Origin of the sequence: Spiroplasma ixodetis, assembly GCF_040369795.1 — a bacterium.
Lineage (GTDB): Bacteria > Bacillota_I > Bacilli_A > Mycoplasmatales > VBWQ01 > Spiroplasma_E > Spiroplasma_E ixodetis_B.
The window spans coordinates 1,329,162-1,351,682 of record NZ_AP028955.1 but is presented as its reverse complement, the minus strand read 5'-3'; the positions used below and the strand labels follow the sequence as shown (position 1 = coordinate 1,351,682).

Genomic DNA, 22,521 nt, shown 5'->3' with positions numbered 1-22,521 from the left:
ATTTCTCCTAACGTGATTCCTTATGTAAAGTATGTTTTTGACAATGTTCACAATATTTTTTTAGTTCCATACGCTCTTTATATTTAATCTTATTTTTGTATGTATGATAATTACGATTTAAACACAAAGTACAAATTAAAATTATTTTTTCGTTCATTAAATTCACCTAGAAAATTTAACCATTTTTAATTATATTATTATTTAAAATAAGTGTCAATTTTAAAATATTTTTATTTTAAAAACAAAGTTAAATTTTTAATCTTTCTTTAAAATTCATCATTTCTAAAATAATTGTACAAGAAAAAATAAAATAATAAATAAAAAATAATTTTAATTAACTATTAATACTTCCTAAAAGTGGTTGTCTTTCATTGGGCTCTATGATAACTTCTGACATATCATTATTTGCATTTGTAACAAATTCCGGCTCAAAATCATAATCAGGAATTTTTAACTTTATTCTTTCTTGTTGACTATTATCTTCAATCTCTGTTACTAATTATACCTTTTTATTTTCGGGAGTATAATTATCTATTCATTCTTTAAACATTGTTAATGTTGGTCTTCAATCTTTTATTTTTCCGAGTTTAACAAAACTAGGAATTGTTTTATCTGAATGTCTCATTTCAAATTTATCTCAATTATTTTTTTCTAAATAATCATATATTTCCTTTAAATCTTTATTAATCAAAATACCTTTATATAAAGAAAAACTTTTTGTAATGTGTTCTTTTCTTTCATTAATAATTTTAATAATAATTTCCTCTTTACTATTTGAAGTATTAGATTTACTCATTGTAGAAAAATATGTATGACTAACATCCATCATTGCTGAAATTGACATTAAATCCCCTCCCACAATATTACCATTTGTAAAATTAATGCCTGTATTTGCAAAAGTAGTAAGTGATTTTAAGTATTCAATAGTTTTTGTTACTTTTTGAATTTTATATAAATCAAAACCTGATATTCCACTAAGTACTTTAACTAATCCATTTGTACCAGTAAATAATTTATTTAATGCAATAGAAATCATTTCTGGAGTTAATTCATTACTTGCAGGTTCTTCTGTTAATTGTTCAGCAATTTCAGAATAAAGTCTTTCATTATTTGGTGGTAAAGTAGGAAAAGTGGGTAAATTTGGCTTGGTAGTTGCACTACCACCAGTTTCATTTAAATTATACGCTTGTCAAATAACTCAACCACCAAATGCAGCATATAATATATCAGCTACTCCACTTTTAATTAATTGGTAACGTTTTTCAATATTACTATCCCTAGTAACAGATTTAAGTCCTGCTATTGTTAGTAGAACTCCTGTTTTCGTATTACTTCAATTTTGTGTACTTAATGCTCCTGCTCTAACTGGACCATGAAGATTATTCAACGCTTTTTGTACTTCTTTTCATGTTTCTTCTTTATTTATTTTCATTTTATTTATTCCTTTCATAGTTAAAGTAGTTTTAAATTAAATTTTTAATTTTATTGATAAGATGATACATAATTATTCATTAATAATATTACTAATCGTTCACTTACTAATATTTATTGAGAAAGATGGTCCAATATCAAAAGCAGTAGATATAGAACTACTTCTAATTTGTTGATATATAGTGTTTTCATCATATCACATAAATATATAAATAACTAATCCTTGTGATTTATGACCTGCAGGTGGCTGATTTACTACTCATCAAACTGGTAATTGATTATCTTTGTCTTGAATTTTTTTGGTATTAAAGTTTAGTTCATTACTTTTAATTGTTGTTGTATTATACATAACACTATAAGTTATACTGTCTGTCGAATTAGTAAAAATTGTTGGATATAAAAACATAAAATTATTTCATGAATCAGCATAATCACTTCATTAGACATATTCCGTAAATAAATTTAATCAATTGTCAATAATAATATTTATAAATTTTTTAGTGTTAATAATTATAGAAGTTAATATTTTTAAAAAAATACTTTAAAAATAAATTTATATTTCAAACACAAAAATTGTTAATATTATTTTTATATTAACTTGATAAAAATTTAAATTTTTAAAAAAATATTAAAAATATTTTTTTATTTTAATGGTTTTGTTTTATTAAAAATTTCACAAAGTAAGTTAAATCTTAAGTACATAAGTCTAAATATACTTTTTCTACATTTATTTATTAAAATTTTGAATCTTTTTAATCAAGCAAAAAAATGTTCAACTTTAATTCTAATTTTTGAAATAATTTTATTGTAGATTTTTTCTTGTTTAGTTAATTTTTTATTTTTAGTTTTTTAATAGTGTAATATAGTATTTTTATAAATATTTTGTATTCCTTGATATCCCAAATCACCAATAATTATTGTTTTTTCTGAAAATTCAAGATTTTAATTTTTTAATATTTGAAAATCATGTACTTTTCTATTATCAGCAAAAATATCAAAAATTTTTTTATTAAAAAAGTCATATATAATTTTAAATTTTATAGAAAACATTCAACTTTTACCAGAAAAATATTCTAACTGTAGTTTTTTTTAGTTGGTCTTTCAATTTCAATTTCAGTTGAATCAATTAAATAAAATTGAAATTCATTTAAATCTTCTTGTTTTTTCTCAATTTTTGATTTATATTTTGTTTTTAAAAACTGATAATCTTTGTCATCACTAAGTTTATTTTCTACTCAAGTAATATTTCGAAAACAACTTGATGCACTCATTTTATATTTAATACTTATTTGGAAAAAAGTATAATATTCTTTTCAGTATACTAAAGTCATCATCAATCTTTCTTCAACTGAAAGTTTATATTTTCTACCTTTAGTTTTTTTTAAATTTTCTATTTCAATTAATTTTGTTAACATTTCATCAAAATGAAAACGCTTTATACCAAAATATCTATAAAATTGTTCATTTTTTAATTTTTTTAAATTTTCAAAATTCATTTTTATCAACACCTTATTAATTTATTAATAAAGAAATTATAAAATAAATTTTAAATTATTAATTGACTTTTAAAAAATTTATTTACGGAATATGTATATTGTTTAACAAAGTCAAGACAAATCCCCCTACTATTTTTTGAATGAGATTGAGCAATATAATATAATCCCAATGTTTCACTTAAATTATCATAGTTCTTAATTGCATCAATAATACCTTTTGTTCCAGTTAATGATATATGAGTATTAGCACCACCAAATTGAATAAAAGTAAAATTACTTTTAGACTTTTTATTTGAAATATAAGCTGTTATTGATATTTTGCTCAAGTTTTGTTTTTGAAAAATTTGCAAATCATTAGTACTTGTTAATTGTTCTTCTTTATAATTAATAGCAGCAATTTCTTTATCAAACTCATTAATAACATCTTTATTTATCTTTTCAGGGTTATAAGTTAATTTAAAATTCTCAATATAAATATCTTTTACATAAGGTTCTAAACTTGGATTATCAATAATAATTTTAACATCAAAAAGATTATATATTCCATTTTCATCCTGACTATTTAAAATAGTACTATTACTTAAATTACCATACTTAGTATTAGTAACGACTTCATTATTTTCAGTTTTATTTTCTTGTTTTAATTTATTAATAATTGTTAAATTATTAGTAATACTAGTGTTAGCAACAATATTAGTGGTTGCTAATGTTAAACTAAGTCCCAACCATAAATGTTTATTTTTTAACATTTTATTTTGCGCCTCAGAATTTTATTTTTTAGTAAATCAATTATAAATTTCATTTAATTTTTTTTCATAAATGTTATGAAGTTTTGGTTGATAATATTTCGTATCTTTTAACTTTGTTGGCAAATACTGTTGTTGTACATAATCGTTAGCATAATCATGCGGAAATTTATATAATTTACCTTTACCTACTGATTTTTTTAATGTTTTAGATCAATTATGCTTCGAATAATCAGGAATTGGATATATTTTTCCTTGTAAAACATCACTATAGCTAACTAAAGTAATGTTTACTCATATCTTGAAAAATAAAATCAATCGCTTTTTTAATATTTGGTCAATAATTTGGTAATATTTTTCTTATATTATGTTTTATAGCAAATCAAAAATGTTCAATTGGATTTAAATCAGAAGAATATGGCGGAAGAAATAATAGTTTGCATCCAGCATTTTCAATTAATTGTTGTGTTAATTTAGATTTATGAAACGTTGCATTATCTAAAACTATAATTTGTCCGCGCTTTAATACTGGAATTAGTATATTTTTTACATATGATTCAAAAATTTTACTGTTGCAATGTCCTTCAAATGCTCATAGGGCTTTTAATTTACCTTTATTTAGTGAACCAATTATACTCATTCTTTTTATTTTATATGCGGATTTATTATCAAATAATATTTTACCTTTTTCAGATCAACCATATTTATAAAATTCATTATCATCAATTCCAGATTCATCAATAGACATATTCCGTAAATAAATTTTTTAAAAGTCAATTAATAATTTAAAATTTATTTTATAATTTCTTTATTAATAAATTAATAAGGTGTTGATAAAAATGAATTTTGAAAATTTAAAAAAATTAAAAAATGAACAATTTTATAGATATTTTGGTATAAAACGTTTTCATTTTGATGAAATGTTAAAAAAATTAATTGAAATAGAAAATTTAAAAAAAACTAAAGGTAGAAAATATAAACTTTCAGTTGAAGAAAGATTGATGATGACTTTAGTATACTGAAAAGAATATTATACTTTTTTCCAAATGAGTATTAAATATAAAATGAGTGCATCAAGTTGTTTTCGAAATATTACTTGAGTAGAAAATAAACTTAGTGATGACAAAGATTATCAGTTTTTAAAAACAAAATATAAATCAAAAATTGAGAAAAAACAAGAAGATTTAAATGAATTTCAATTTTATTTAATTGATTCAACTGAAATTGAAATTGAAAGACCAACTAAAAAAACTACAGTTAGAATATTTTTCTGGTAAAAGTTGAATGTTTTCTATAAAATTTCAAATTATATATGACTTTTTTAATAAAAAAATTGTTGATATTTTTGCTGATAATGGAAAAGTACATGATTTTCAAATATTAAAAAATTCAAATCTTGAATTTTCAGAAAAAACAATAATTATTGGTGATTTGGGATATCAAGGAATACAAAATATTTATAAAAATACTATATTACCAATTAAAAAAACTAAAAATAAAAAATTAACTAAACAAGAAAAAATCTACAATAAAATTATTTCAAAAATTAGAATTAAAGTTGAACATGTTTTTGCTTGATTAAAAAGATTCAAAATTTTAATAAATAAATGTAGAAAAAGTATATTTAGACTTATGTACTTAAGATTTAACTTACTTTGTGAAATTTTTAATAAAACAAAACCATTAAAATAAAAAAATATTAAAAATATTTTTTTAAAAATTTAAATTTTTATCAAGTTAATATAAAAATAATATTACCAATTTTTGTGTTTGAAATATAAATTTATTTTTAAAGTATTTTTTTAAAAATATTAACTTCTATAATTATTAACACTAAAAAATTTATAAATATTATTATTGACAATTGATTAAATTTATTTACGGAATATGTCTAATATATACTAAATCTTCATTCATTATTTTAGCTATTTCTTTTAAAAAATCTTCTTGTTTATTTTTATCTCTTTATTCATATAAAAAAGTTTTTTTATATGAATAATTTAGTTTTTTGAAATAGTTATAAACTGTTTCTTTAGTCATATCACCAAATTTTTCAATTACTTTTTGAACTGTAACATATTTATTTTGCGCTAAATAATTTTTTAATTAATCTAAATCCTTTATTTTGTGGCTATGTCCTTTTTGATAATTCAAAATCGGTTTTATATGCCCAGTTTCTTTTTTTCTTTTTCTTCATAAGAATAAAGTCTTTCTAGTAATATTGAACACTTTACAAATTTCTTGAATTTTAATGTTTTTACTTTCATAGGCTTCTATTAATTTTCTTCGTAAGTCTTCACTGTATGGTTTTGGCATAATTTAATCTTCCTAATCTATTTTAAATATTGCTGAATTGTACTTTTAAATTCAAAAACTGTTTAAATTACATATTATTATTTTACATTATTTATGAGTAAACATTACTTTAGTTAGCTATATAAGAAAAATATTACCAAATTATTGACCAAATATTAAAAAAGCTATTGATTTTGTTTTTCAATATATGAATAAACATTACTTTATTTAGCTATATGACTAATGTAATGAAAAATGCAATCATAGATGTTGAGAAAGTAAAAGACAAAAAGATAGTATTATCAAATGAAAAATTATTTGTAAATATGGATGATTGTTTTATAAGTTCATTATTTAATAATAAAAAGCAAAAAAATCGTATTCGTACAATTAGTGCAAATAAAGGTAAAGATTTAGAAAAATCTACTAAAAGTAGAAATGTTTTAAAAGATAAAAAAATTACTTATATGAAAACTAAAAATGGTCAAAGAATTAAACAAGCAGAATTTATTAATAAAATTTATGAATTTCTTGATTTACAATATATTTATAATAAAAGTAGTTTAGTATTTATTGGTGATGGTGCACCTCGAATTAAAACTACTGCTAAAAATGAAAATATTCCTTATGTAATTGATAGACATCATGCATTTAAAGCACTTAAAAAAGGATTTATTTTTAATAAAAAAGTAGATAATAAAAAATTAACAAATGCATATAATTTATTTATTAATGGTGAATATTATCAATTATTAGATTTTTTAAAAGAAAATAATGTAAATTAAGAAATATTGGATGGGTTACACTTTATTGGACACTAATTACGTAGACAAGTGAACAAATTAGTTAAAAGAAAGGAATTATAATTATGGCCAATATTAACTCATATTCAGATGAATTTAAAAAACAAATAGTAGCTTTATATCAAAGTGGTAAGTCAGTTCAAGCATTTATGTGCTCAAATTGTTGTTTAAAAAATATTCAAATATTTCATAGCGATCGCGGTAATGAATTTAATAATAAAACTATTGATAAACTTTTATTAGCCTTCAATATTACCCGCTCTTTAAGCAAAAAAGGTTGTCCTTATGATAACGCTGTTGCTGAAGCAACTTTCAAAACTTTCAAAACAGAATTTATTAATGATAAAAATTTTACATCATTAATCCAATTAAAATTAGAATTATTTGATTATATCAATTGATACAACAACATAAGAATCCACAGCGCTCTAAACTACTTAACCCCCATAAAAAACCAAGCACAAATGTCTACCAAAAAACAGTCCTAAAAAAGGTTGCCATTCCATATATAAATATTTTAAAAATAATAAAGAAGGTGTTATATAGCTAGCTAAAGTAATGTTTACTCATAAATAATGTAAAATAATAATATGTAATTTAAACAGTTTTTGAATTTAAAAGTACAATTCAGCAATATTTAAAATAGATTAGGAAGATTAAATTATGCCAAAACCATAAAGTAGACATATTCCGTAAATAAATTTAATCAATTGTCAATAATAATATTTATAAATTTTTTAGTGTTAATAATTATAGAAGTTAATATTTTTAAAAAAATACTTTAAAAATAAATTGATATTTCAAACACAAAAATTGTTAATATTATTTTTATATTAACTTGATAAAAATTTAAATTTTTAAAAAAATATTAAAAATATTTTTTTATTTTAATGGTTTTGTTTTATTAAAAATTTCACAAAGTAAGTTAAATCTTAATTACATAAGTCTAAATATACTTTTTCTACATTTATTTATTAAAATTTTGAATCTTTTTAATCAAGCAAAAACATGTTCAACTTTAATTCTAATTTTTGAAATAATTTTATTGTAGATTTTTTCTTGTTTAGTTAATTTTTTATTTTTAGTTTTTTTAATTGGTAATATAGTATTTTTATAAATATTTTGTATTCCTTGATATCCCAAATCACCAATAATTATTGTTTTTTCTGAAAATTCAAGATTTGAATTTTTTAATATTTGAAAATCATGTACTTTTCCATTATCAGCAAAAATATCAACAATTTTTTTATTAAAAAAGTCATATATAATTTGAAATTTTATAGAAAACATTCAACTTTTACCAGAAAAATATTCTAACTGTAGTTTTTTTTAGTTGGTCTTTCAATTTCAATTTCAGTTGAATCAATTAAATAAAATGGAAATTCATTTAAATCTTATTGTTTTTTCTCAATTTCTTCTATATTTTTTGTTTTTAAAAACTGATAATCTTTGTTATCACTAAGTTTATTTTCTACTCAAGTAATATTTCGGAAACAACTTGATGCACTCATTTTATATTTAATACTCATTTGGAAAAAAAGTATAATATTCTTTTCAGTATACTAAAGTCATCATCAATCTTTCTTCAACTGAAAGTTTATATTTTCTACCTTTAGTTTTTTTTAAATTTTCTATTTCAATTAATTTTGTTAACATTTCATCAAAATGAAAACGTTTTATACCAAAATATCTATAAAATTGTTCATTTTTTAATTTTTTTAAATTTTCAAAATTCATTTTTATCAACACCTTATTAATTTATTAATAAAGAAATTATAAAATAAATTTTAAATTATTAATTGACTTTTAAAAAATTTATTTACGGAATATGTCTAGTGAAGACTTACGAAGAAAAGTAATAGAAGCCTATGAAAGTAAAAACATGAAAATTAAAGAAATTTGTAAAGTGTTAAATATTACTAGAAAGACTTTATTCTTATGAAGAAAAAGAAAAAAAGAAACTGGGCATATAAAACCAATTTTGAATTATCAAAAAGGACATAGCCACAAAATAAAGGATTTAGATGAATTAAAAAATTATTTAGCGCAAAATAAAGATGTTACAGTTCAAAAAGTAATTGAAAAATTTGGTGATATGACTAAAGAAACAGTTTATAACTATTTCAAAAAACTAAATTATACATATAAAAAAAACTTTTTTATATGAACAAAGAGATAAAAATAAACAAGAAGATTTTTTAAAAGAAATAGCTAAAATAATGAATGAAGATTTAGTATATATTGATGAATCTGGAATTGATGATAATGAATTTTATAAATATGGTTGATCTGAAAAAGGTAAAAGATTATTTGATAATAAACCGAGGCTTTTTAAAAATCTGTGTATCTTTTTACAAAGTTACTAGTTTAGATTAATTCTATCTTTAAATTTTATCATAAAATGAGCAATTGCTGTATTTCAATTTTGAATGGGCAGTGTTCATTTTTTTGTTATATTTTCAATTGCTAAGTAAAATATTTTAAAAACTGCCATATCATTTGGAAAAACTTTTTTATTTCTAATAACTTTTCGTAATTGACTATTAACAGATTCAATAGCATTTGTTGTATAAATCACTCTTTTGATTTCTGCAGGATAACTAATAAAAACCATTAAATTATCTCAATTTTTATATCATGATTTAGCAATTTGAGGATATTGTTTATTTCATTTACTTTCAAAAGATTCTAAATCTTGCATTGCTTGTTATTCACTACATGCACTATAAATTGGTTTTAAATCTGTAACTAGCGATTTTCTATGTTTGTATGAAACATATTTTAAACTATTTCTAATTTGATGGACTATGCATAATTGATGTTCGGTTTTAGGATAAACTGATTGTATCGCTTCTGACATTTCTGTTAAATTGTCACTACAAGCAATAAGAATATCATTTAAGCCTCGATTTTTCATTTCTGTGAAATTAGATAATCAAAACTTAGAACCTTCATTTTCACTAATTCATAAGCCTAAAACATCTTTTTTACCTTCTAAATCAACTCCTAGTGCTATATAAACTGATTTGTTAATAATGAGTTTATCTTGTCGTACTTTAACTACTATACAATCAAAATAAACAATCGGATAAAAACTTTCTAATGGCCGATTTTGTCATGCTTTAACATCATCAATAACATCATCAGTAATTTGACTAATAACACTTTCACTAATATCAGCACCATGATATAACTCTTGTAACTGCATTCTAATATCTGATAAAGTCATGTCTTTGGCATATAATGAAAGAACTTGTTGATAAAAACCATCAAATCTTCTTTGTCTTTTTGCAACTATTACTCGCTCAAAATTACTATTACGATCTCGTGGTACATTAATCTCAATTTTACCTTGTTGGGTTATTAATTTTTTTGAATTTATACCATTGCGAGCATTTTCACTATTATTATGTTGATTTTTTTCATATCCTAAATAATTTTGCATTTCAGAATTCAACATTTTTTCAACTAATCTTTTTGTTAATTCTTTATATAAACCTCCCTCTTTAAAAACTGTTGGAGGCTTTTTAAAAATCTGTGTATCTTTTTACAAAGTTACTAGTTTAGATTAATTATATCTTCAAATTTTATCATAAAATGAGCAATTGCTGTATTTCAATTTTGAATGGGCATTGTTCATTTTTTTGTTATATTTTCAATTGCTAAGTAAAATATTTTAAAAACTGCCATATCATTTGGAAAAACTTTTTTATTTCTAATAACTTTTCGTAATTAACTATTAACAGATTAAATAGCGTTTGTTGTATAAATCACTCTTTTGATTTCTGCAGGATAACTAATAAAAACCATTAAATTATCTCAATTTTTATATCATGATTTAGCAATTCGAGTATATTGTTTATTTCATTTACTTTCAAAAGATTCTAAAGCTTGCATTGCTTGTTCTTCGCTACATGCACTATAAATTGGTTTTAAATCTGTAACTAGTGATTTTCTATGTTTATATGAAACATATTTTAAACTATTTCTAATTTGATGAACTATGCATAATTGATGTTCGGTTTTAGGATAAACTGATTGTATTGCTTCTGACATTCCTGTTAAATTGTCACTACAAGCAATAAGAATATCATTTAAGCCTCGATTTTTCATTTCTGTGAAATTAGATAATCAAAACTTAGAACCTTCATTTTCACTAATTCATAAACCTAAAACATCTTTTTTACCTTCTAAATCAACTCCTAGTGCTATATAAACTGATTTGTTAATAATGCGTTTATCTTGTCGCACTTTAACTACTATACAATCAAAATAAACAATCGGATAAACACTTTCTAATGGCCGATTTTGTCATGCTTTAACATCATCAATAACATCATCAGTAATTTGACTAATAACACTTTCACTAATATCAGCACCATGATATAACTCTTGTAACTGCATTCTAATATCTGATAAAGTCATGCCTTTGGCATATAATAGACATATTCCGTAAATAAATTTAATCAATTGTCAATAATAATATTTATAAATTTTTTAGCGTTAATAATTATAGAAGTTAATATTTTTAAAAAAATACTTTAAAAATAAATTTATATTTCAAAAACAAAAATTGTTAATATTATTTTTATATTAACTTGATAAAAATTTAAATTTTTAAAAAAATATTAAAAATATTTTTTTATTTTAATGGTTTTGTTTTATTAAAAATTTCACAAAGTAAGTTAAATATTAAGTACATAAGTCTAAATATACTTTTTCTACATTTATTTATTAAAATTTTGAATCTTTTTAATCAAGCAAAAACATGTTCAACTTTAATTCTAATTTTTGAAATAATTTTATTGTAGATTTTTTCTTGTTTAGTTAATTTTTTATTTTTAGTTTTTTTAATTGGTAATATAGTATTTTTATAAATATTTTGTATTCCTTGATATCCCAAATCACCAATAATTATTGTTTTTTCTGAAAATTCAAGATTTGAATTTTTTAATATTTGAAAATCATGTACTTTTCCATTATCAGCAAAAATATCAACATTTTTTTTATTAAAAAAGTCATATATAATTTGAAATTTTATAGAAAACATTCAACTTTTACCAGAAAAATATTCTAACTGTAGTTTTTTTTAGTTGGTCTTTCAATTTCAATTTCAGTTGAATCAATTAAATAAAATTGAAATTCATTTAAATCTTCTTGTTTTTTCTCAATTTTTGATTTATATTTTGTTTTTAAAAACTGATAATCTTTGTCATCACTAAGTTTATTTTCTACTCAAGTAATATTTCGAAAACAAATTGATGCGCTCATTTTATATTTAATACTCATTTGGAAAAAAGTATGATATTATTTTCAGTATACTAAAGTCATGATCAATCTTTCTTCAACTGAAAGTTTATATTTTCTACCTTTATTTTTTTTAAATTTTCTATTTCAATTAATTTTGTTAACATTTCATCAAAATGAAAACGTTTTATACCAAAATATCTATAAAATTGTTCATTTTTTAATTTTTTTAAATTTTCAAAATTCATTTTTATCAACACCTTATTAATTTATTAATAAAGAAATTATAAAATAAATTTTAAATTATTAATTGACTTTTAAAAAATTTATTTACGGAATATGTCTAATGAAAGAACTTGTTGATCAAAACCATCAAATCTTCTTTGTCTTTTTGCAACTATTACTGGCTCAAAATTACTATTACGATCTCGTGGTACATTAATCTCAATTTTACCTTGTTGGGTTATTATTTTTTTGAACTTATACCATTACGAGCATTTTCACTATTATTATGTTGATTTTTTTCATATCCCAAATAATTTTGCATTTCAGAATTCAACATTTTTTCAACTAATCTTTTTGTTAATTCTTTATATAAACCTCCCTCTTTAAAAACTGTTGTTAAATCTTCAGTATTTTCTAGTAATAAATCTACTGCTTTTGATATTGGGTCATTATTATTAATATTTTTTTTAGACATAAGTAACTCACTCTTTCTATTTATTTAATTTTATTTACTAGAATTAATTAAACATAGTTATTTTTGTAAGTTACACAGATTACTAAACATTACCTAATTATTACTCATATATACTCATTATAAATCTCTTTAAGTTTTTGAAAATTCTTTTGAAATAAAAATTTATCTTTTTCACTATAATTACCCTCAAATGTAATCATTATTGAAATGTTTTCTATTATTTTTATTTGTTTTACATACTCTTCTGATATTTTTTGTAATCTTCTTTGTTTATTATATTCGGTTTCATTTATTTCATTTCAATTATCGGAACCGTGTTGATAACCAATATCAAAAGAAGAAAATAATTCTGATGGAAATGCCATTTTTCTAAAAGTCTTTAATGAAAAATATAAATTATTTTTCATTGAATAAAAATCTACTCCTATATATTGACTATTAGCATCATATAATATTTCTTTTTCTTCTTCTTTAAAATTATTTTCAATTATATCATTAACAATTTTTTGAATTTTTACCAATTCTCCTACATCATATGTTGGATTATTTTTATGATGTAATTCTTCTCTTAATTCATTTATGACCTTACTAATAATTTTAGAATGCTTTGTGACAACAATTACATCATAAAAATCTGTATCAAAATATAATTTATAATTATCATTTTTTTTAATTTTAATATTTAATAAAATACCATAACAAGCATAAAGAAATCTAGGGATTGAACGTTTTAATTCAACATCACCATCTAAATAAATGTCTCCATATTGGTTTAATATAACAATTTTTATAAAATCTGATGCTGATTTTAGTTTTTCTTTAATTGCTAATCTATTACTTTTAAATATTTGTTCAAATATTAATACATCATTATTTTCTAAATTTTCTATTTCTTTTAAACTAATAATTTTAATATTATTAAGTAACTTATGTTGTTGTTTTTAATTTTCAGTAATTTCTCTATTTTTTTCATTTTTAAAAATTCATAAAATAACTTCACGTTGATGTTGATGTAATAAAGCTGCATAAATTATATTATTTCTTACAGTAATTGGTATTTCTCCAATTCATACAAAATGAATTGGATATTTATTATCTATAACTGGCATTTTTTAATAACTCTTATATTTTATGGCTTTTATCTCTTTATGTACTATTTTTAAATTTTATCACATAAATGGAGATAAAAGCCTATCTAGGAAATTATCCCCACATGTATCTAAATCAAACACAAAATTATAGTTTCAAAAATAGGTATCTTATTAAATTTATATGCAGCTTCTTTTGCATATAAATGAATATTATGTTTTGAAACTTTTATGTGTGTTCGGAAAGTTCGTCGGATGTGTTTTCATGCAGATTCAATCTGGTTTGTGTTTACACCTGTTGATGACACATATCCAACTTCATGATTTACGATTTCATGTTTGTGATAGAAGTTTTTGAAACTTCCATATCCCTTCCAAGAATCCGCAAATAGACAACGCCCAGTAGAAATGTGTTTCAATGCAAATCATAAAAGGTTTTTCTCATCTGCTTTTTTCAATACTTTCACAATTAGTTTGTTGCTGGTTTTCTCATAAACTCCAACAATCAAGGTTTTATTCAACAAGGATCTTCCTTGTTTTTTAAAACTTACATGTGAAAGATACATTTCATCCATATGTGCTGTGCCATCATAAATGAACCCTGCATCTTGATTCCAAATTCTAGTTCTGATTTCATGACCCATTCTTCAAGCTTTTTTATATGTCACACCCAATTCCCTTGCAACATCTGTTGATGGCATACCATGCTTTGTGTTTATCCATCTAAAGATGAGATAAAACCAAGATGTCAAAGGTGTTTGTGACTTGTGAAAAATGGTGTCATGAAGAATACTAAATATTTGATGACATTTCAAACATCTTATTCTTCTCAAATCAGAAACATTCAAACTAGAAGAAGCACACCTGATACATTTCATTACTTTCAACTTCGCTATATATTTCAAACAATCGTTTTCATTTTGAAATATATGCTATTGAATTCATTTCAATTCATTTTTTACTCGACACTAGTACATGTGGGGATAATTTCCAATTTTATTTAAATGCATTTTTTAAAAATGATAATTCATCTTCAATATTTAATCTTGGAAATAATAACTCTTTTTTATTAACAGATTTATTAAAAACTTCATTCAAGTTAATATTGAATATTGGCTTAGTAATTTTTAAGACACCCAATTGTTCATTAATTTTTAATGAACTATTAACCAAAATCGGACTTAATAAAGCGCTACTAATAATTAAAATATTTGCTAATAAATTTAAAATATTATGTAATTCAATAGTTTTATTATTTTTATGTAAATTTCATGGTTTTGTTAAATCAATTAATTTATTACCACTAGTTATTAATTTAAAAACGACATTAATTGCTTCATGAATTTGATATTCATCCATTTCAATATTAAAATCATTAATAGTACTTTTAATAATTTTAATTATTTCTATTGCTTCTGGTTGCAACTTATTTAAATTAACTTTGGGAATTTTACCATCACAATATTTAATGATCATTGTAACTGTTCGCGAAAGCAAATTACCTAAATCATTAACAAGATAAGAGTTATAACAATTTAAAAATAATTCATGACTATATTTTGCATCATGACCAATAATAATTTCTTTCATTAAAAAAAACCGTAATCCATCTGCATCATAACGATTTACTAATACTAAAGGATCAATAACATTACCTTTTGATTTTGACATTTTTCCTTCTTCATTAGTAATTCAACCGTGAGCCAAAATTCGATTTGGTTGTCTCAAGTTTAATGCCATTAATAAAATTGGTCAATAAATCATATGAAAACGACTAATTTCTTTACCAACTAAATTCACAATTTCACAATTTGAATCTAGTCAAAATTTTTTAAAATTAATGTCATCATCTTGTAAATAACCTAATCCTGTTAAATAATTACTTAATGCATCAATTCAAACATAAATAACATGTTTTGGATTTTCTAATACTGGTACGCCTCAAGTAAAACTCGTTCTAGTAACACTTAAATTTTCTAAGCCTGGCGTAATAAAATTATTAATCATTTCCGTTTTACGATTAAGTGGTCATAAAAATAATGGGTGTTCATCATAATATTTTAATAATTGTTTGGTATATTTTTCCAATTTTAAAAAATATGATGGTTCTGATAAAGTAGTAATATTACCTTGACATATTTTACATGTATTATTAGTTTTATTAATTTGACTATCTGTCAAAAATTCTTCACAAGAAATACAATATGAGCCTTCATATTTTCCCAAATAAATATCATTTTGTTTTAATAATTTGCTGAATATTTTCTGAACACTTAAAATATTATTTTTATCAGTTGTTCTAATAAATTTATCATAATCAATATTTAAGTTTTTCCATAAATTCTTAAACCCAACAACAATATCATCAACAAATTTTTGTGGAGTTTGTTTATTTTCATCCGCCTTTTTAGCAATTTTTTGACCATGTTCATCACTTCCGGTTAAAAAGAATACTTCATAACCTTGCATTTTCTTATAGCGTGCTAAAACATCAGCAATAATTGTTGTATAAGCATGTCCCAAGTGTAACTTAGCACTAGGATAATAAATAGGGGTAGTAATATAAAATTTTTTTGTCATTATTTGCTCCTAAATTTAATAATTATAATTTTACATTAAAATAGTATTATTTATTGTAATACTTATTTAAATTAATAATATTTTATTAATCTTTATTTTTTTATAAAATGGAACATTTTTGTTGATATTGATTTTTATTAAAACCATTATCAGAGTTAACAGCATCTATATCAACATTTAAGTAAAACTGATAATCACTATTTACGCGTGAAATAACGGTAATGTTTAGTAATCTGTGTAACTTACAAAAATAAATATGTTTAATTAATTCTAGTAAATAAAGTTAAATAACTAGAAAGAGTGAGTTACGTATGTCTAAAAAACAAAATATTAATAATAATGATCCAATATCAAAAGCAGTAGATTTATTACTAGAAAATACTGAAGATTTAACAACAGTTTTTAAAGAGGGAGGTTTATATAAAGAATTAACAAAAAGATTAGTTGAAAAAATGTTGAATTCTGAAATGCAAAATTATTTAGGGTATGAAAAAAATCAACATAATAATAGTGATAATGCTCGCAATGGTATAAGTTCAAAAAAATTAATAACTCAACAAGGTAAAATTGAGATTAATGTACAACGAGATCGTAATAGTAATTTTGAGCCAGTAATAGTTGCAAAAAGACAAAGAAGATTTGATGGTTTTGATCAACAAGTTCTTTCATTATATGCCAAAGGCATGACTTTATCAGATATTAGAATGCAGTTACAAGAGTTATATCATGGTGCTGATATTAGTGAAAGTGTTATTAGTCAAATTACTGATGATGTTATTGATGATGTTAAAGCATGACAAAATCGGCCATTAGAAAGTGTTTATCCGATTGTTTATTTTGATTGTATAGTAGTTAAAGTACGACAAGATAAACGCATTATTAACAAATCAGTTTATATAGTACTAGGAGTTGATTTAGAAGGTAAAAAAGATGTTTTAGGCTTATGAATTAGTGAAAATGAAGGTTCTAAGTTTTGATTATCTAATTCCACAGAAATGAAAAATCGAGGCTTAAATGATATTCTTATCGCTTGTAGTGACAATTTAACAGGAATGTCAGAAGCAATACAATCAGTTTATCCTAAAACCGAACATCAATTATGCATAGTTCATCAAATTATAAATAGTTTAAAATATGTTTCATACAAACATAGAAAATCACTAGTTACAGATTTAAAACCAATTTACAGTGCATGTAGTGAAGAACAAGCAATGCAAGCTTTAGAATCTTTTGAAAGTAAATGAAATAAACAATATCCTCAAATTGCTAAATCATGATATAAAAATTGAGATAATTTAATGGTTTTTATTAGTTATCATCCAGAAATCAAAAGAGTTATTTATACAACAAATGATATTGAATCTGTTAATAGTCAATTACGAAAAGTTATTAGAAATAAAAAAAGTTTTTCCAAATGATATGGCAGTTTTTAAAATATTTTACTTAGCAATTGAAAATATAACAAAAAAATGAACAATGCCCATTCAAAATTGAAATACAGCAATTGCTCATTTTATGATAAAATTTGAAGATAGAATTAATCTAAACTAGTAACTTTGTAAAAAGATACACAGATTTTTAAAAAGCCTCGAATTAATCTAAACTAGTAACTTTGTAAAAAGATACACAGATTTTTAAAAATCCTCCATCAGTAATTTGACTAATAACACTTTCACTAATATCAGCACCATGATATAACTCTTGTAACTGCATTCTAATATCTGATAAAGTCATGCCTTTGGCATATAATGAAAGAACTTGTTGATCAAAACCATCAAATCTTCTTTGTCTTTTTGCAACTATTACTGGTTCAAAATTACTATTACGATCTCGTGGTACATTAATCTCAATTTTACCTTGTTGGGTTATTAATTTTTTTGAACTTATACCATTGCGAGCATTTTCACTAGTATTATGTTGATTTTTTTCATATCCTAAATAATTTTGCATTTCATAATTCAACATTTTTTCAACTAATCTTTTTGTTAATTCTTTATACAAACCTCCCTCTTTAAAAAATTTTGTTAAATCTTCAGTATTTTCTAGTAATAAATCTACTGCTTTTGATATTGGATCATTATTATTAATATTTTGTTTTTTAGACATACGTAACTCACTCTTTCTATTTATTTAATTTTATTTACTATAATTAATTAAACATAGTTATTTTTGTAAGTTACACAGATTACTAAACATTACCTATACTAAATCTTTATTCATTATTTTAGCTATTTCTTTTAAAAAATCTTCTTGTTTATTTTTATCTCTTTGTTCATATAGAAAAGTTTTTTTATATGTATAATTTATTTTTTTGAAATAGTTATAAACTGTTTCTTTAGTCATATCATCAAATTTTTCAATTACTTTTTGAACTGTAACATCTTTATTTTGCGCTAAATAATTTTTTTATTAATCTAAATACTTTATTTTGTGGCTATGTCCTTTTTGATAATTCAAAATTGGTTTTATATGCCCGGTTTCTTTTTTTCTTTTTCTTCATAAGAATAAAGTCTTTCTAGTAATATTGAACACTTTACAAATTTCTTTAATTTTCATGTTTTTACTTTCATAGGTTTCTATTACTTTTCTTCGTAAGTCTTCACTGTATGGTTTTGGCATAATTTATTCTTCCTAATCTATTTTAAATATTGCTGAATTGTACTTTTAAATTCAAAAACTGTTTAAATTACATATTATTATTTTACATTATTTATAAGTAAACATTACTTTAGTTAGCTATATTTATAGTTTCGTTTTTATAATTAATACTAAAATATTTATTTTTAAGATTAATTGAAATGTCATTAAATTTATTTATATCTTTATTAAGAATATTGAGTATATCTAACTTTGACTTTAAAACATTATTATAGTTCATAACTACAATACCATTCTTAGTCGCTTGTTCTATTTTCATCATAAAACTTCAATAAACCTTTCAAAATTATTTTGGCTACAGTTATAGTTATTGTATTACCTAATTGCTTTCTAGAAATATTATCATTATCTATTAACTTAAAGTCTTTAGGAAAACGCTGAAATGATTTAATTTCATCCGGAGTAATATATCTCTTATATTTTCCAATAATTTGAGGGTGATTCATTGCTACAAGAGTAGATAATACATCAGATTTTTTTACTCTTACTCCCGAAGGTCTAAATTGAATAATTCCTTCTCAAATTGAATTAATATTGTCACCTGCTTGTCATTCAAATTTTTTATGTGAAGAATTTTTAATTCAATTTAAATTATCATATTTTTTTAGCCAATTAATAATAAACAATTTATTTCTTTCATATAAATTTAAATTTTTTATAATAATCTTTTGTTTTCAATCTGGTAAAAGTTGCTAAATTCATTTTATAAAAATTATACTTACTAAATATATCTGTTCAAATTGGAAATCCAATAATTTTAATATCAATATTTTTATAAAATTCATCTCACATATTTAATAAATTTAATTGATACTCTTCTAAATAATATTTATCATCAACTTTTGTTTTATATATAAAATCTCAAATACTAAGGTTTAACTTTGATTTATTTTCTATATCCAAAATATATTTACCTAAATTTTATCAGAGTTTATAAAATCTTTTCTAATGCCTGGAATATATATTCTTTTTCTATACATTGGTATTCCTACATCTAAACTATCAATAATTAATGGGTTTTCTGGTATTAAATAACCCAATTTTTCTAACTCACTGGTTATTACTTTAAAAGTGTTACCATTATCATGTGTAACTAAACTACTAACATTTTCTAAAATAATAAATTTAGGTTTTTTTGTTCTTAAAATTCTGACTACTTCAAAAAATAAAGTTCCTCTATTATCATTAAAGCCTTTTTGAAAACCACCTTTTGAAAAAGGTTGACAAGGAAAACCGGCACATAATAAATCAAAATCAGGAATCTTATTTTCATCAATTTCTCTAATATCACTGAGAATACTTATCCGATTAAAATTATCTATATAAACTTTTTTACAATATGGATTTATATCACATGCTAAAAATAATTCTGATGATCAGTCTTGTAAAGCTAAATGAAAACCACAAATGCCAGAAAATAAATCTATAAATTTTATAGTTTTCATAATTTCCACCTACTAAGAATTTTATATTGTTTTAAATAATATAACAATTTAATAATTGTAATTATTTTAACAAAAAAACTCTATAAAGCTACTCTTTAAATAATATTAAAATATTATTTAAAATACTCACTACGAATAATACTAAATATTTTACAATCACTGACTTTACCATCTTTAATAAAATTACTACGGGAAAATCCTTCAAACTTCATACCAACACTTTCCATCGTTTTCGCTGAAGCAATGTTTTCTTTAACACAACTGCCTTCAATTCTAATACTATCAGTATTTTCAAATCCGTACTTAATAGCAGTTAACAACGCCTCTTTGGCATAACCTTTACCCAATTCTTTTGGATTAAAAGCATAACCTATTTTCAAACATTTAGTGTGAGCAAAATATCTAATAAAGCCACAAGTACCAATCATCGTATTAGTTTTATCATCTTTTAATTGCGCTGCTCACATTAAAGAACTTAATTGTTTATATTCTTGTAATAAATAATTAATAAAACCAATACTATCATTAATACTTTTATGAGCTTTTCACGGTACATATTTTGTCATATTTTCATTCTTTGCATAATTAAATAACGCTTGTGCATCATTTAAAGTAATAGGACGTAGTTTTAAACGTTGACTTTCTAAAACTGGGATGGCAGGTAAACGATCAATATCATTCATAATTTTCTCCTTTAAATATTTTTAAACATATTTATTATATATAGCTAACTAAAGTAATGTTTACTCATATATTGAAAAACAAAATCAATCGCTTTTTTAATATTTGGTCAATAATTTGGTAATATTTTTCTTATATTATGTTTTATAGCAAATCAAAAATGTTCAATTGGATTTAAATTAGGAGAATATGGTGGAAGAAATAATAGTTTGCATCCAGCATTTTCAATTAATTGTTGTGTTAATTTAGATTTATGAAACGTTGGATTATCTAAAACTATAATTTGTCCACGCTTTAATACTGGAATTAGTATATTTTTTACATATGATTCAAAAATTTTACTGTTGCAATGTCCTTCAAATGCTCATAGGGATTTTAATTTACCTTTATTTAGTGAACCAATTATACTCATTCTTTTTATTTTATATGCGGGTTTATTATCAAATAATATTTTACCTTTTTCAGATCAACCATATTTATAAAATTCATTATCATCAATTCCAGATTCATCAATATATACTAAATCTTCATTCATTATTTTAGCTATTTCTTTTAAAAAATCTTCTTGTTTATTTTTATCTCTTTGTTCATATAGAAAAGTTTTTTTATATGTATAATTTAGTTTTTTGAAATAGTTATAAACTATTTCTTTAGTCGTATCATCAAATTTTTCAATTACTTTTTGAACTGTAACATCTTTATTTTGCGCTAAATAATTTTTTAATACATCTAAATCCTTTATTTTGTCGCTATGTCCTTTTTGATAATTAAAAATTGGTTTTATATGCCCGGTTTCTTTTTTTCTTTTTCTTCATAAGAATAAAGTCTTTCTAGTAATATTGAACACTTTACAAATTTCTTTAATTTTCATGTTTTTACTTTCATAGGCTTCTATTACTTTTCTTCGTAAGTCTTCACTGTATGGTTTTGGCATAATTTAATCTTCCTAATCTATTTTAAATATTGCTGAATTGTACTTTTAAATTCCAAAACTGTTTAAATTACATATTATTATTTTACATTATTTATGAGTAAACATTACTTTAGTTAGCTATATTTTCATAATTTTTTCAACACTTGGCAATAGTTTATTAACCTGACTAACACTATAAGTAACTTCCATATTTCTAACAACACCATGCGATACAAAAAAAGTATTTAAATAATATGTACCATAATAATATTTAATTGCTTTTAAACTTCCACCAACTGTTAAACCTGCATCAACAAAACGGACATTTTCATCTTTTACTAAATCTTTAGCAAAATAATATTTATTATACGATAATTTATATTTTTTAATAGCAATATCTTCAATATTAACACGAATCTTAGTATCTTCATCAGTAGG

Annotated in this window: 35 protein-coding genes and 4 pseudogenes; 7 read left to right on the top strand and 32 right to left on the bottom strand. The window is 22.2% G+C overall.

Annotated elements, in window-relative coordinates:
• Positions 1-7: 7 nt before the first annotated feature.
• The 7 genes from rpmG to ABWV63_RS09560 all read right to left on the bottom strand — a co-directional run bounded on the left by rpmG (position 8) and on the right by ABWV63_RS09560 (position 4,421).
• Positions 8-157, bottom strand: coding sequence for a 50S ribosomal protein L33 (gene rpmG / locus ABWV63_RS09590; protein WP_353306172.1), 150 nt, complete (start codon positions 155-157; stop codon positions 8-10).
• A gap of 342 nt (positions 158-499) precedes the next feature.
• Positions 500-1,432, bottom strand: a complete 933-nt coding sequence (locus tag ABWV63_RS09585) for a hypothetical protein (RefSeq protein ID WP_353306171.1) — start codon at positions 1,430-1,432, stop codon at positions 500-502.
• 72 nt (positions 1,433-1,504) lie between these two features.
• Complete coding sequence (locus ABWV63_RS09580) at positions 1,505-1,837, bottom strand: hypothetical protein (protein WP_353306170.1); 333 nt, start codon at positions 1,835-1,837, stop codon at positions 1,505-1,507.
• A 667-nt stretch (positions 1,838-2,504) separates the two neighbouring features.
• Positions 2,505-2,927 carry a transposase family protein gene (locus ABWV63_RS09575; RefSeq protein WP_353306169.1) on the bottom strand — a complete coding sequence of 141 codons (423 nt, stop codon included), beginning with the start codon at positions 2,925-2,927 and terminating at the stop codon, positions 2,505-2,507.
• Positions 2,928-2,977: 50 nt separating this feature from the next.
• Positions 2,978-3,676 (bottom strand): hypothetical protein, encoded by a 699-nt coding sequence (locus ABWV63_RS09570; protein WP_353306168.1) that lies wholly within the window; start codon positions 3,674-3,676, stop codon positions 2,978-2,980.
• Between the two features lie 21 nt (positions 3,677-3,697).
• Entirely contained in the window at positions 3,698-3,991 is a 294-nt protein-coding gene (locus ABWV63_RS09565; protein WP_353306167.1) for a hypothetical protein, read from the bottom strand.
• Positions 3,948-4,421 carry an IS630 family transposase gene (locus ABWV63_RS09560; protein ID WP_353306166.1) on the bottom strand — a complete coding sequence of 158 codons (474 nt, stop codon included), beginning with the start codon at positions 4,419-4,421 and terminating at the stop codon, positions 3,948-3,950. Before ABWV63_RS09560 ends, ABWV63_RS09565 begins: the two co-directional genes overlap by 44 nt.
• A 91-nt stretch (positions 4,422-4,512) precedes the next feature.
• On the opposite strand from ABWV63_RS09560, the gene ABWV63_RS09555 reads away from it, so the two are divergent.
• Positions 4,513-4,950 carry a transposase family protein gene (locus ABWV63_RS09555; protein ID WP_353306165.1) on the top strand — a complete coding sequence of 146 codons (438 nt, stop codon included), beginning with the start codon at positions 4,513-4,515 and terminating at the stop codon, positions 4,948-4,950.
• A 7-nt stretch (positions 4,951-4,957) separates the two neighbouring features.
• Positions 4,958-5,365: a transposase family protein gene (locus ABWV63_RS09550; protein ID WP_353305654.1), complete on the top strand. Its 408-nt coding sequence runs from the start codon at positions 4,958-4,960 to the stop codon at positions 5,363-5,365.
• Positions 5,366-5,779: 414 nt separating this feature from the next.
• Here ABWV63_RS09550 and ABWV63_RS09545 read toward each other — a convergent pair whose 3' ends face one another.
• Positions 5,780-5,989, bottom strand: a complete 210-nt coding sequence (locus tag ABWV63_RS09545) for an IS630 transposase-related protein (protein WP_353306164.1) — start codon at positions 5,987-5,989, stop codon at positions 5,780-5,782.
• A 215-nt stretch (positions 5,990-6,204) separates the two neighbouring features.
• On the opposite strand from ABWV63_RS09545, the gene ABWV63_RS09540 reads away from it, so the two are divergent.
• Positions 6,205-6,753 (top strand): hypothetical protein, encoded by a 549-nt coding sequence (locus tag ABWV63_RS09540; protein ID WP_353306163.1) that lies wholly within the window; start codon positions 6,205-6,207, stop codon positions 6,751-6,753.
• Positions 6,754-6,938: 185 nt separating this feature from the next.
• A pseudogene (locus tag ABWV63_RS09535) lies at positions 6,939-7,259 on the top strand (IS3 family transposase); the annotation flags it as partial.
• 448 nt (positions 7,260-7,707) lie between these two features.
• Here the strand turns inward: ABWV63_RS09535 and ABWV63_RS09530 are convergent.
• The 3 genes from ABWV63_RS09530 to ABWV63_RS09520 form a co-directional block, all read right to left on the bottom strand.
• Entirely contained in the window at positions 7,708-8,061 is a 354-nt protein-coding gene (locus tag ABWV63_RS09530; RefSeq protein WP_353305801.1) for a transposase family protein, read from the bottom strand.
• A 104-nt stretch (positions 8,062-8,165) separates the two neighbouring features.
• The gene (locus ABWV63_RS09525) at positions 8,166-8,300 is read right to left on the bottom strand and encodes a hypothetical protein (protein WP_353306162.1); all 135 of its coding nucleotides are present in this window, start codon (positions 8,298-8,300) and stop codon (positions 8,166-8,168) included.
• Complete coding sequence (locus tag ABWV63_RS09520; RefSeq protein ID WP_353306161.1) at positions 8,290-8,508, bottom strand: transposase family protein; 219 nt, start codon at positions 8,506-8,508, stop codon at positions 8,290-8,292. The genes ABWV63_RS09525 and ABWV63_RS09520 overlap by 11 nt, the downstream gene beginning before the upstream one ends.
• Positions 8,509-8,599: 91 nt before the next feature.
• On the opposite strand from ABWV63_RS09520, the gene ABWV63_RS09515 reads away from it, so the two are divergent.
• Together ABWV63_RS09515 and ABWV63_RS09510 are read left to right on the top strand one after the other, a co-directional pair.
• The gene (locus tag ABWV63_RS09515) at positions 8,600-8,950 is read left to right on the top strand and encodes an IS630 transposase-related protein (protein ID WP_353306160.1); all 351 of its coding nucleotides are present in this window, start codon (positions 8,600-8,602) and stop codon (positions 8,948-8,950) included.
• 40 nt (positions 8,951-8,990) lie between these two features.
• The gene (locus ABWV63_RS09510; protein WP_353306159.1) at positions 8,991-9,137 is read left to right on the top strand and encodes a hypothetical protein; all 147 of its coding nucleotides are present in this window, start codon (positions 8,991-8,993) and stop codon (positions 9,135-9,137) included.
• On the opposite strand, the pseudogene ABWV63_RS09505 reads toward ABWV63_RS09510, so the two are convergent.
• From ABWV63_RS09505 to metG, 13 genes and pseudogenes are all read right to left on the bottom strand, one after another.
• Positions 9,134-10,231, bottom strand: a pseudogene (locus ABWV63_RS09505) (IS256 family transposase). The gene ABWV63_RS09510 and the pseudogene ABWV63_RS09505 overlap by 4 nt on opposite strands.
• Before the next feature lie 98 nt (positions 10,232-10,329).
• A complete protein-coding gene (locus ABWV63_RS09500; RefSeq protein WP_353305633.1) occupies positions 10,330-10,461 on the bottom strand; it encodes a hypothetical protein in 132 nt (43 codons plus the stop codon).
• Between the two features lie 57 nt (positions 10,462-10,518).
• Positions 10,519-11,241: an IS256 family transposase gene (locus ABWV63_RS09495; RefSeq protein ID WP_353306158.1), complete on the bottom strand. Its 723-nt coding sequence runs from the start codon at positions 11,239-11,241 to the stop codon at positions 10,519-10,521.
• A gap of 172 nt (positions 11,242-11,413) precedes the next feature.
• On the bottom strand, positions 11,414-11,821 hold the full coding sequence (locus ABWV63_RS09490; RefSeq protein WP_353306157.1) for a transposase family protein: 408 nt from the start codon (positions 11,819-11,821) through the stop codon (positions 11,414-11,416).
• 23 nt (positions 11,822-11,844) lie between these two features.
• Positions 11,845-12,060, bottom strand: a complete 216-nt coding sequence (locus ABWV63_RS09485) for a hypothetical protein (RefSeq protein ID WP_353306156.1) — start codon at positions 12,058-12,060, stop codon at positions 11,845-11,847.
• A 32-nt stretch (positions 12,061-12,092) separates the two neighbouring features.
• Positions 12,093-12,266 (bottom strand): hypothetical protein, encoded by a 174-nt coding sequence (locus ABWV63_RS09480; protein ID WP_353306155.1) that lies wholly within the window; start codon positions 12,264-12,266, stop codon positions 12,093-12,095.
• A gap of 78 nt (positions 12,267-12,344) precedes the next feature.
• On the bottom strand, positions 12,345-12,461 hold the full coding sequence (locus ABWV63_RS09475) for a transposase (protein WP_353307243.1): 117 nt from the start codon (positions 12,459-12,461) through the stop codon (positions 12,345-12,347).
• Positions 12,462-12,484: 23 nt separating this feature from the next.
• A complete protein-coding gene (locus ABWV63_RS09470) occupies positions 12,485-12,718 on the bottom strand; it encodes a transposase (RefSeq protein ID WP_353306154.1) in 234 nt (77 codons plus the stop codon).
• An 89-nt stretch (positions 12,719-12,807) separates the two neighbouring features.
• Positions 12,808-13,239, bottom strand: coding sequence for a hypothetical protein (locus ABWV63_RS09465; protein ID WP_353306153.1), 432 nt, complete (start codon positions 13,237-13,239; stop codon positions 12,808-12,810).
• Between the two features lie 255 nt (positions 13,240-13,494).
• Positions 13,495-13,566 (bottom strand): annotated as a pseudogene (locus ABWV63_RS09460) (hypothetical protein); the annotation flags it as partial.
• Positions 13,567-13,659: 93 nt separating this feature from the next.
• Complete coding sequence (locus ABWV63_RS09455) at positions 13,660-13,827, bottom strand: hypothetical protein (RefSeq protein WP_353306152.1); 168 nt, start codon at positions 13,825-13,827, stop codon at positions 13,660-13,662.
• A gap of 110 nt (positions 13,828-13,937) precedes the next feature.
• Positions 13,938-14,684 (bottom strand): IS1595 family transposase, encoded by a 747-nt coding sequence (locus tag ABWV63_RS09450; protein ID WP_353306151.1) that lies wholly within the window; start codon positions 14,682-14,684, stop codon positions 13,938-13,940.
• A 118-nt stretch (positions 14,685-14,802) separates the two neighbouring features.
• Positions 14,803-16,386 carry a methionine--tRNA ligase gene (gene metG, locus ABWV63_RS09445; protein ID WP_353306150.1) on the bottom strand — a complete coding sequence of 528 codons (1,584 nt, stop codon included), beginning with the start codon at positions 16,384-16,386 and terminating at the stop codon, positions 14,803-14,805.
• Between the two features lie 311 nt (positions 16,387-16,697).
• Here metG and ABWV63_RS09440 point away from each other — a divergent pair.
• Positions 16,698-17,937: pseudogene (locus ABWV63_RS09440) on the top strand (IS256 family transposase).
• 42 nt (positions 17,938-17,979) lie between these two features.
• Here ABWV63_RS09440 and ABWV63_RS09435 read toward each other — a convergent pair.
• The 8 genes from ABWV63_RS09435 to ABWV63_RS09400 form a co-directional block, all read right to left on the bottom strand.
• Positions 17,980-18,492: a transposase gene (locus tag ABWV63_RS09435; protein ID WP_353306149.1), complete on the bottom strand. Its 513-nt coding sequence runs from the start codon at positions 18,490-18,492 to the stop codon at positions 17,980-17,982.
• 93 nt (positions 18,493-18,585) lie between these two features.
• Positions 18,586-18,729, bottom strand: coding sequence for a hypothetical protein (locus tag ABWV63_RS09430; RefSeq protein ID WP_353306148.1), 144 nt, complete (start codon positions 18,727-18,729; stop codon positions 18,586-18,588).
• A 66-nt stretch (positions 18,730-18,795) separates the two neighbouring features.
• A complete protein-coding gene (locus ABWV63_RS09425) occupies positions 18,796-19,005 on the bottom strand; it encodes an IS630 transposase-related protein (protein WP_353306147.1) in 210 nt (69 codons plus the stop codon).
• 109 nt (positions 19,006-19,114) lie between these two features.
• Positions 19,115-19,306, bottom strand: a complete 192-nt coding sequence (locus tag ABWV63_RS09420; protein WP_353306146.1) for a hypothetical protein — start codon at positions 19,304-19,306, stop codon at positions 19,115-19,117.
• Positions 19,281-19,670, bottom strand: coding sequence for a DNA cytosine methyltransferase (locus ABWV63_RS09415; protein ID WP_353306145.1), 390 nt, complete (start codon positions 19,668-19,670; stop codon positions 19,281-19,283). Before ABWV63_RS09415 ends, ABWV63_RS09420 begins: the two co-directional genes overlap by 26 nt.
• A gap of 288 nt (positions 19,671-19,958) precedes the next feature.
• On the bottom strand, positions 19,959-20,489 hold the full coding sequence (gene dcm, locus ABWV63_RS09410; RefSeq protein ID WP_353306144.1) for a DNA (cytosine-5-)-methyltransferase: 531 nt from the start codon (positions 20,487-20,489) through the stop codon (positions 19,959-19,961).
• Positions 20,490-20,602: 113 nt separating this feature from the next.
• Positions 20,603-21,172 (bottom strand): GNAT family protein, encoded by a 570-nt coding sequence (locus tag ABWV63_RS09405; protein WP_353306143.1) that lies wholly within the window; start codon positions 21,170-21,172, stop codon positions 20,603-20,605.
• 44 nt (positions 21,173-21,216) lie between these two features.
• On the bottom strand, positions 21,217-22,104 hold the full coding sequence (locus ABWV63_RS09400) for an IS630 family transposase (RefSeq protein ID WP_353306142.1): 888 nt from the start codon (positions 22,102-22,104) through the stop codon (positions 21,217-21,219).
• Positions 22,105-22,521 lie beyond the last annotated feature (417 nt).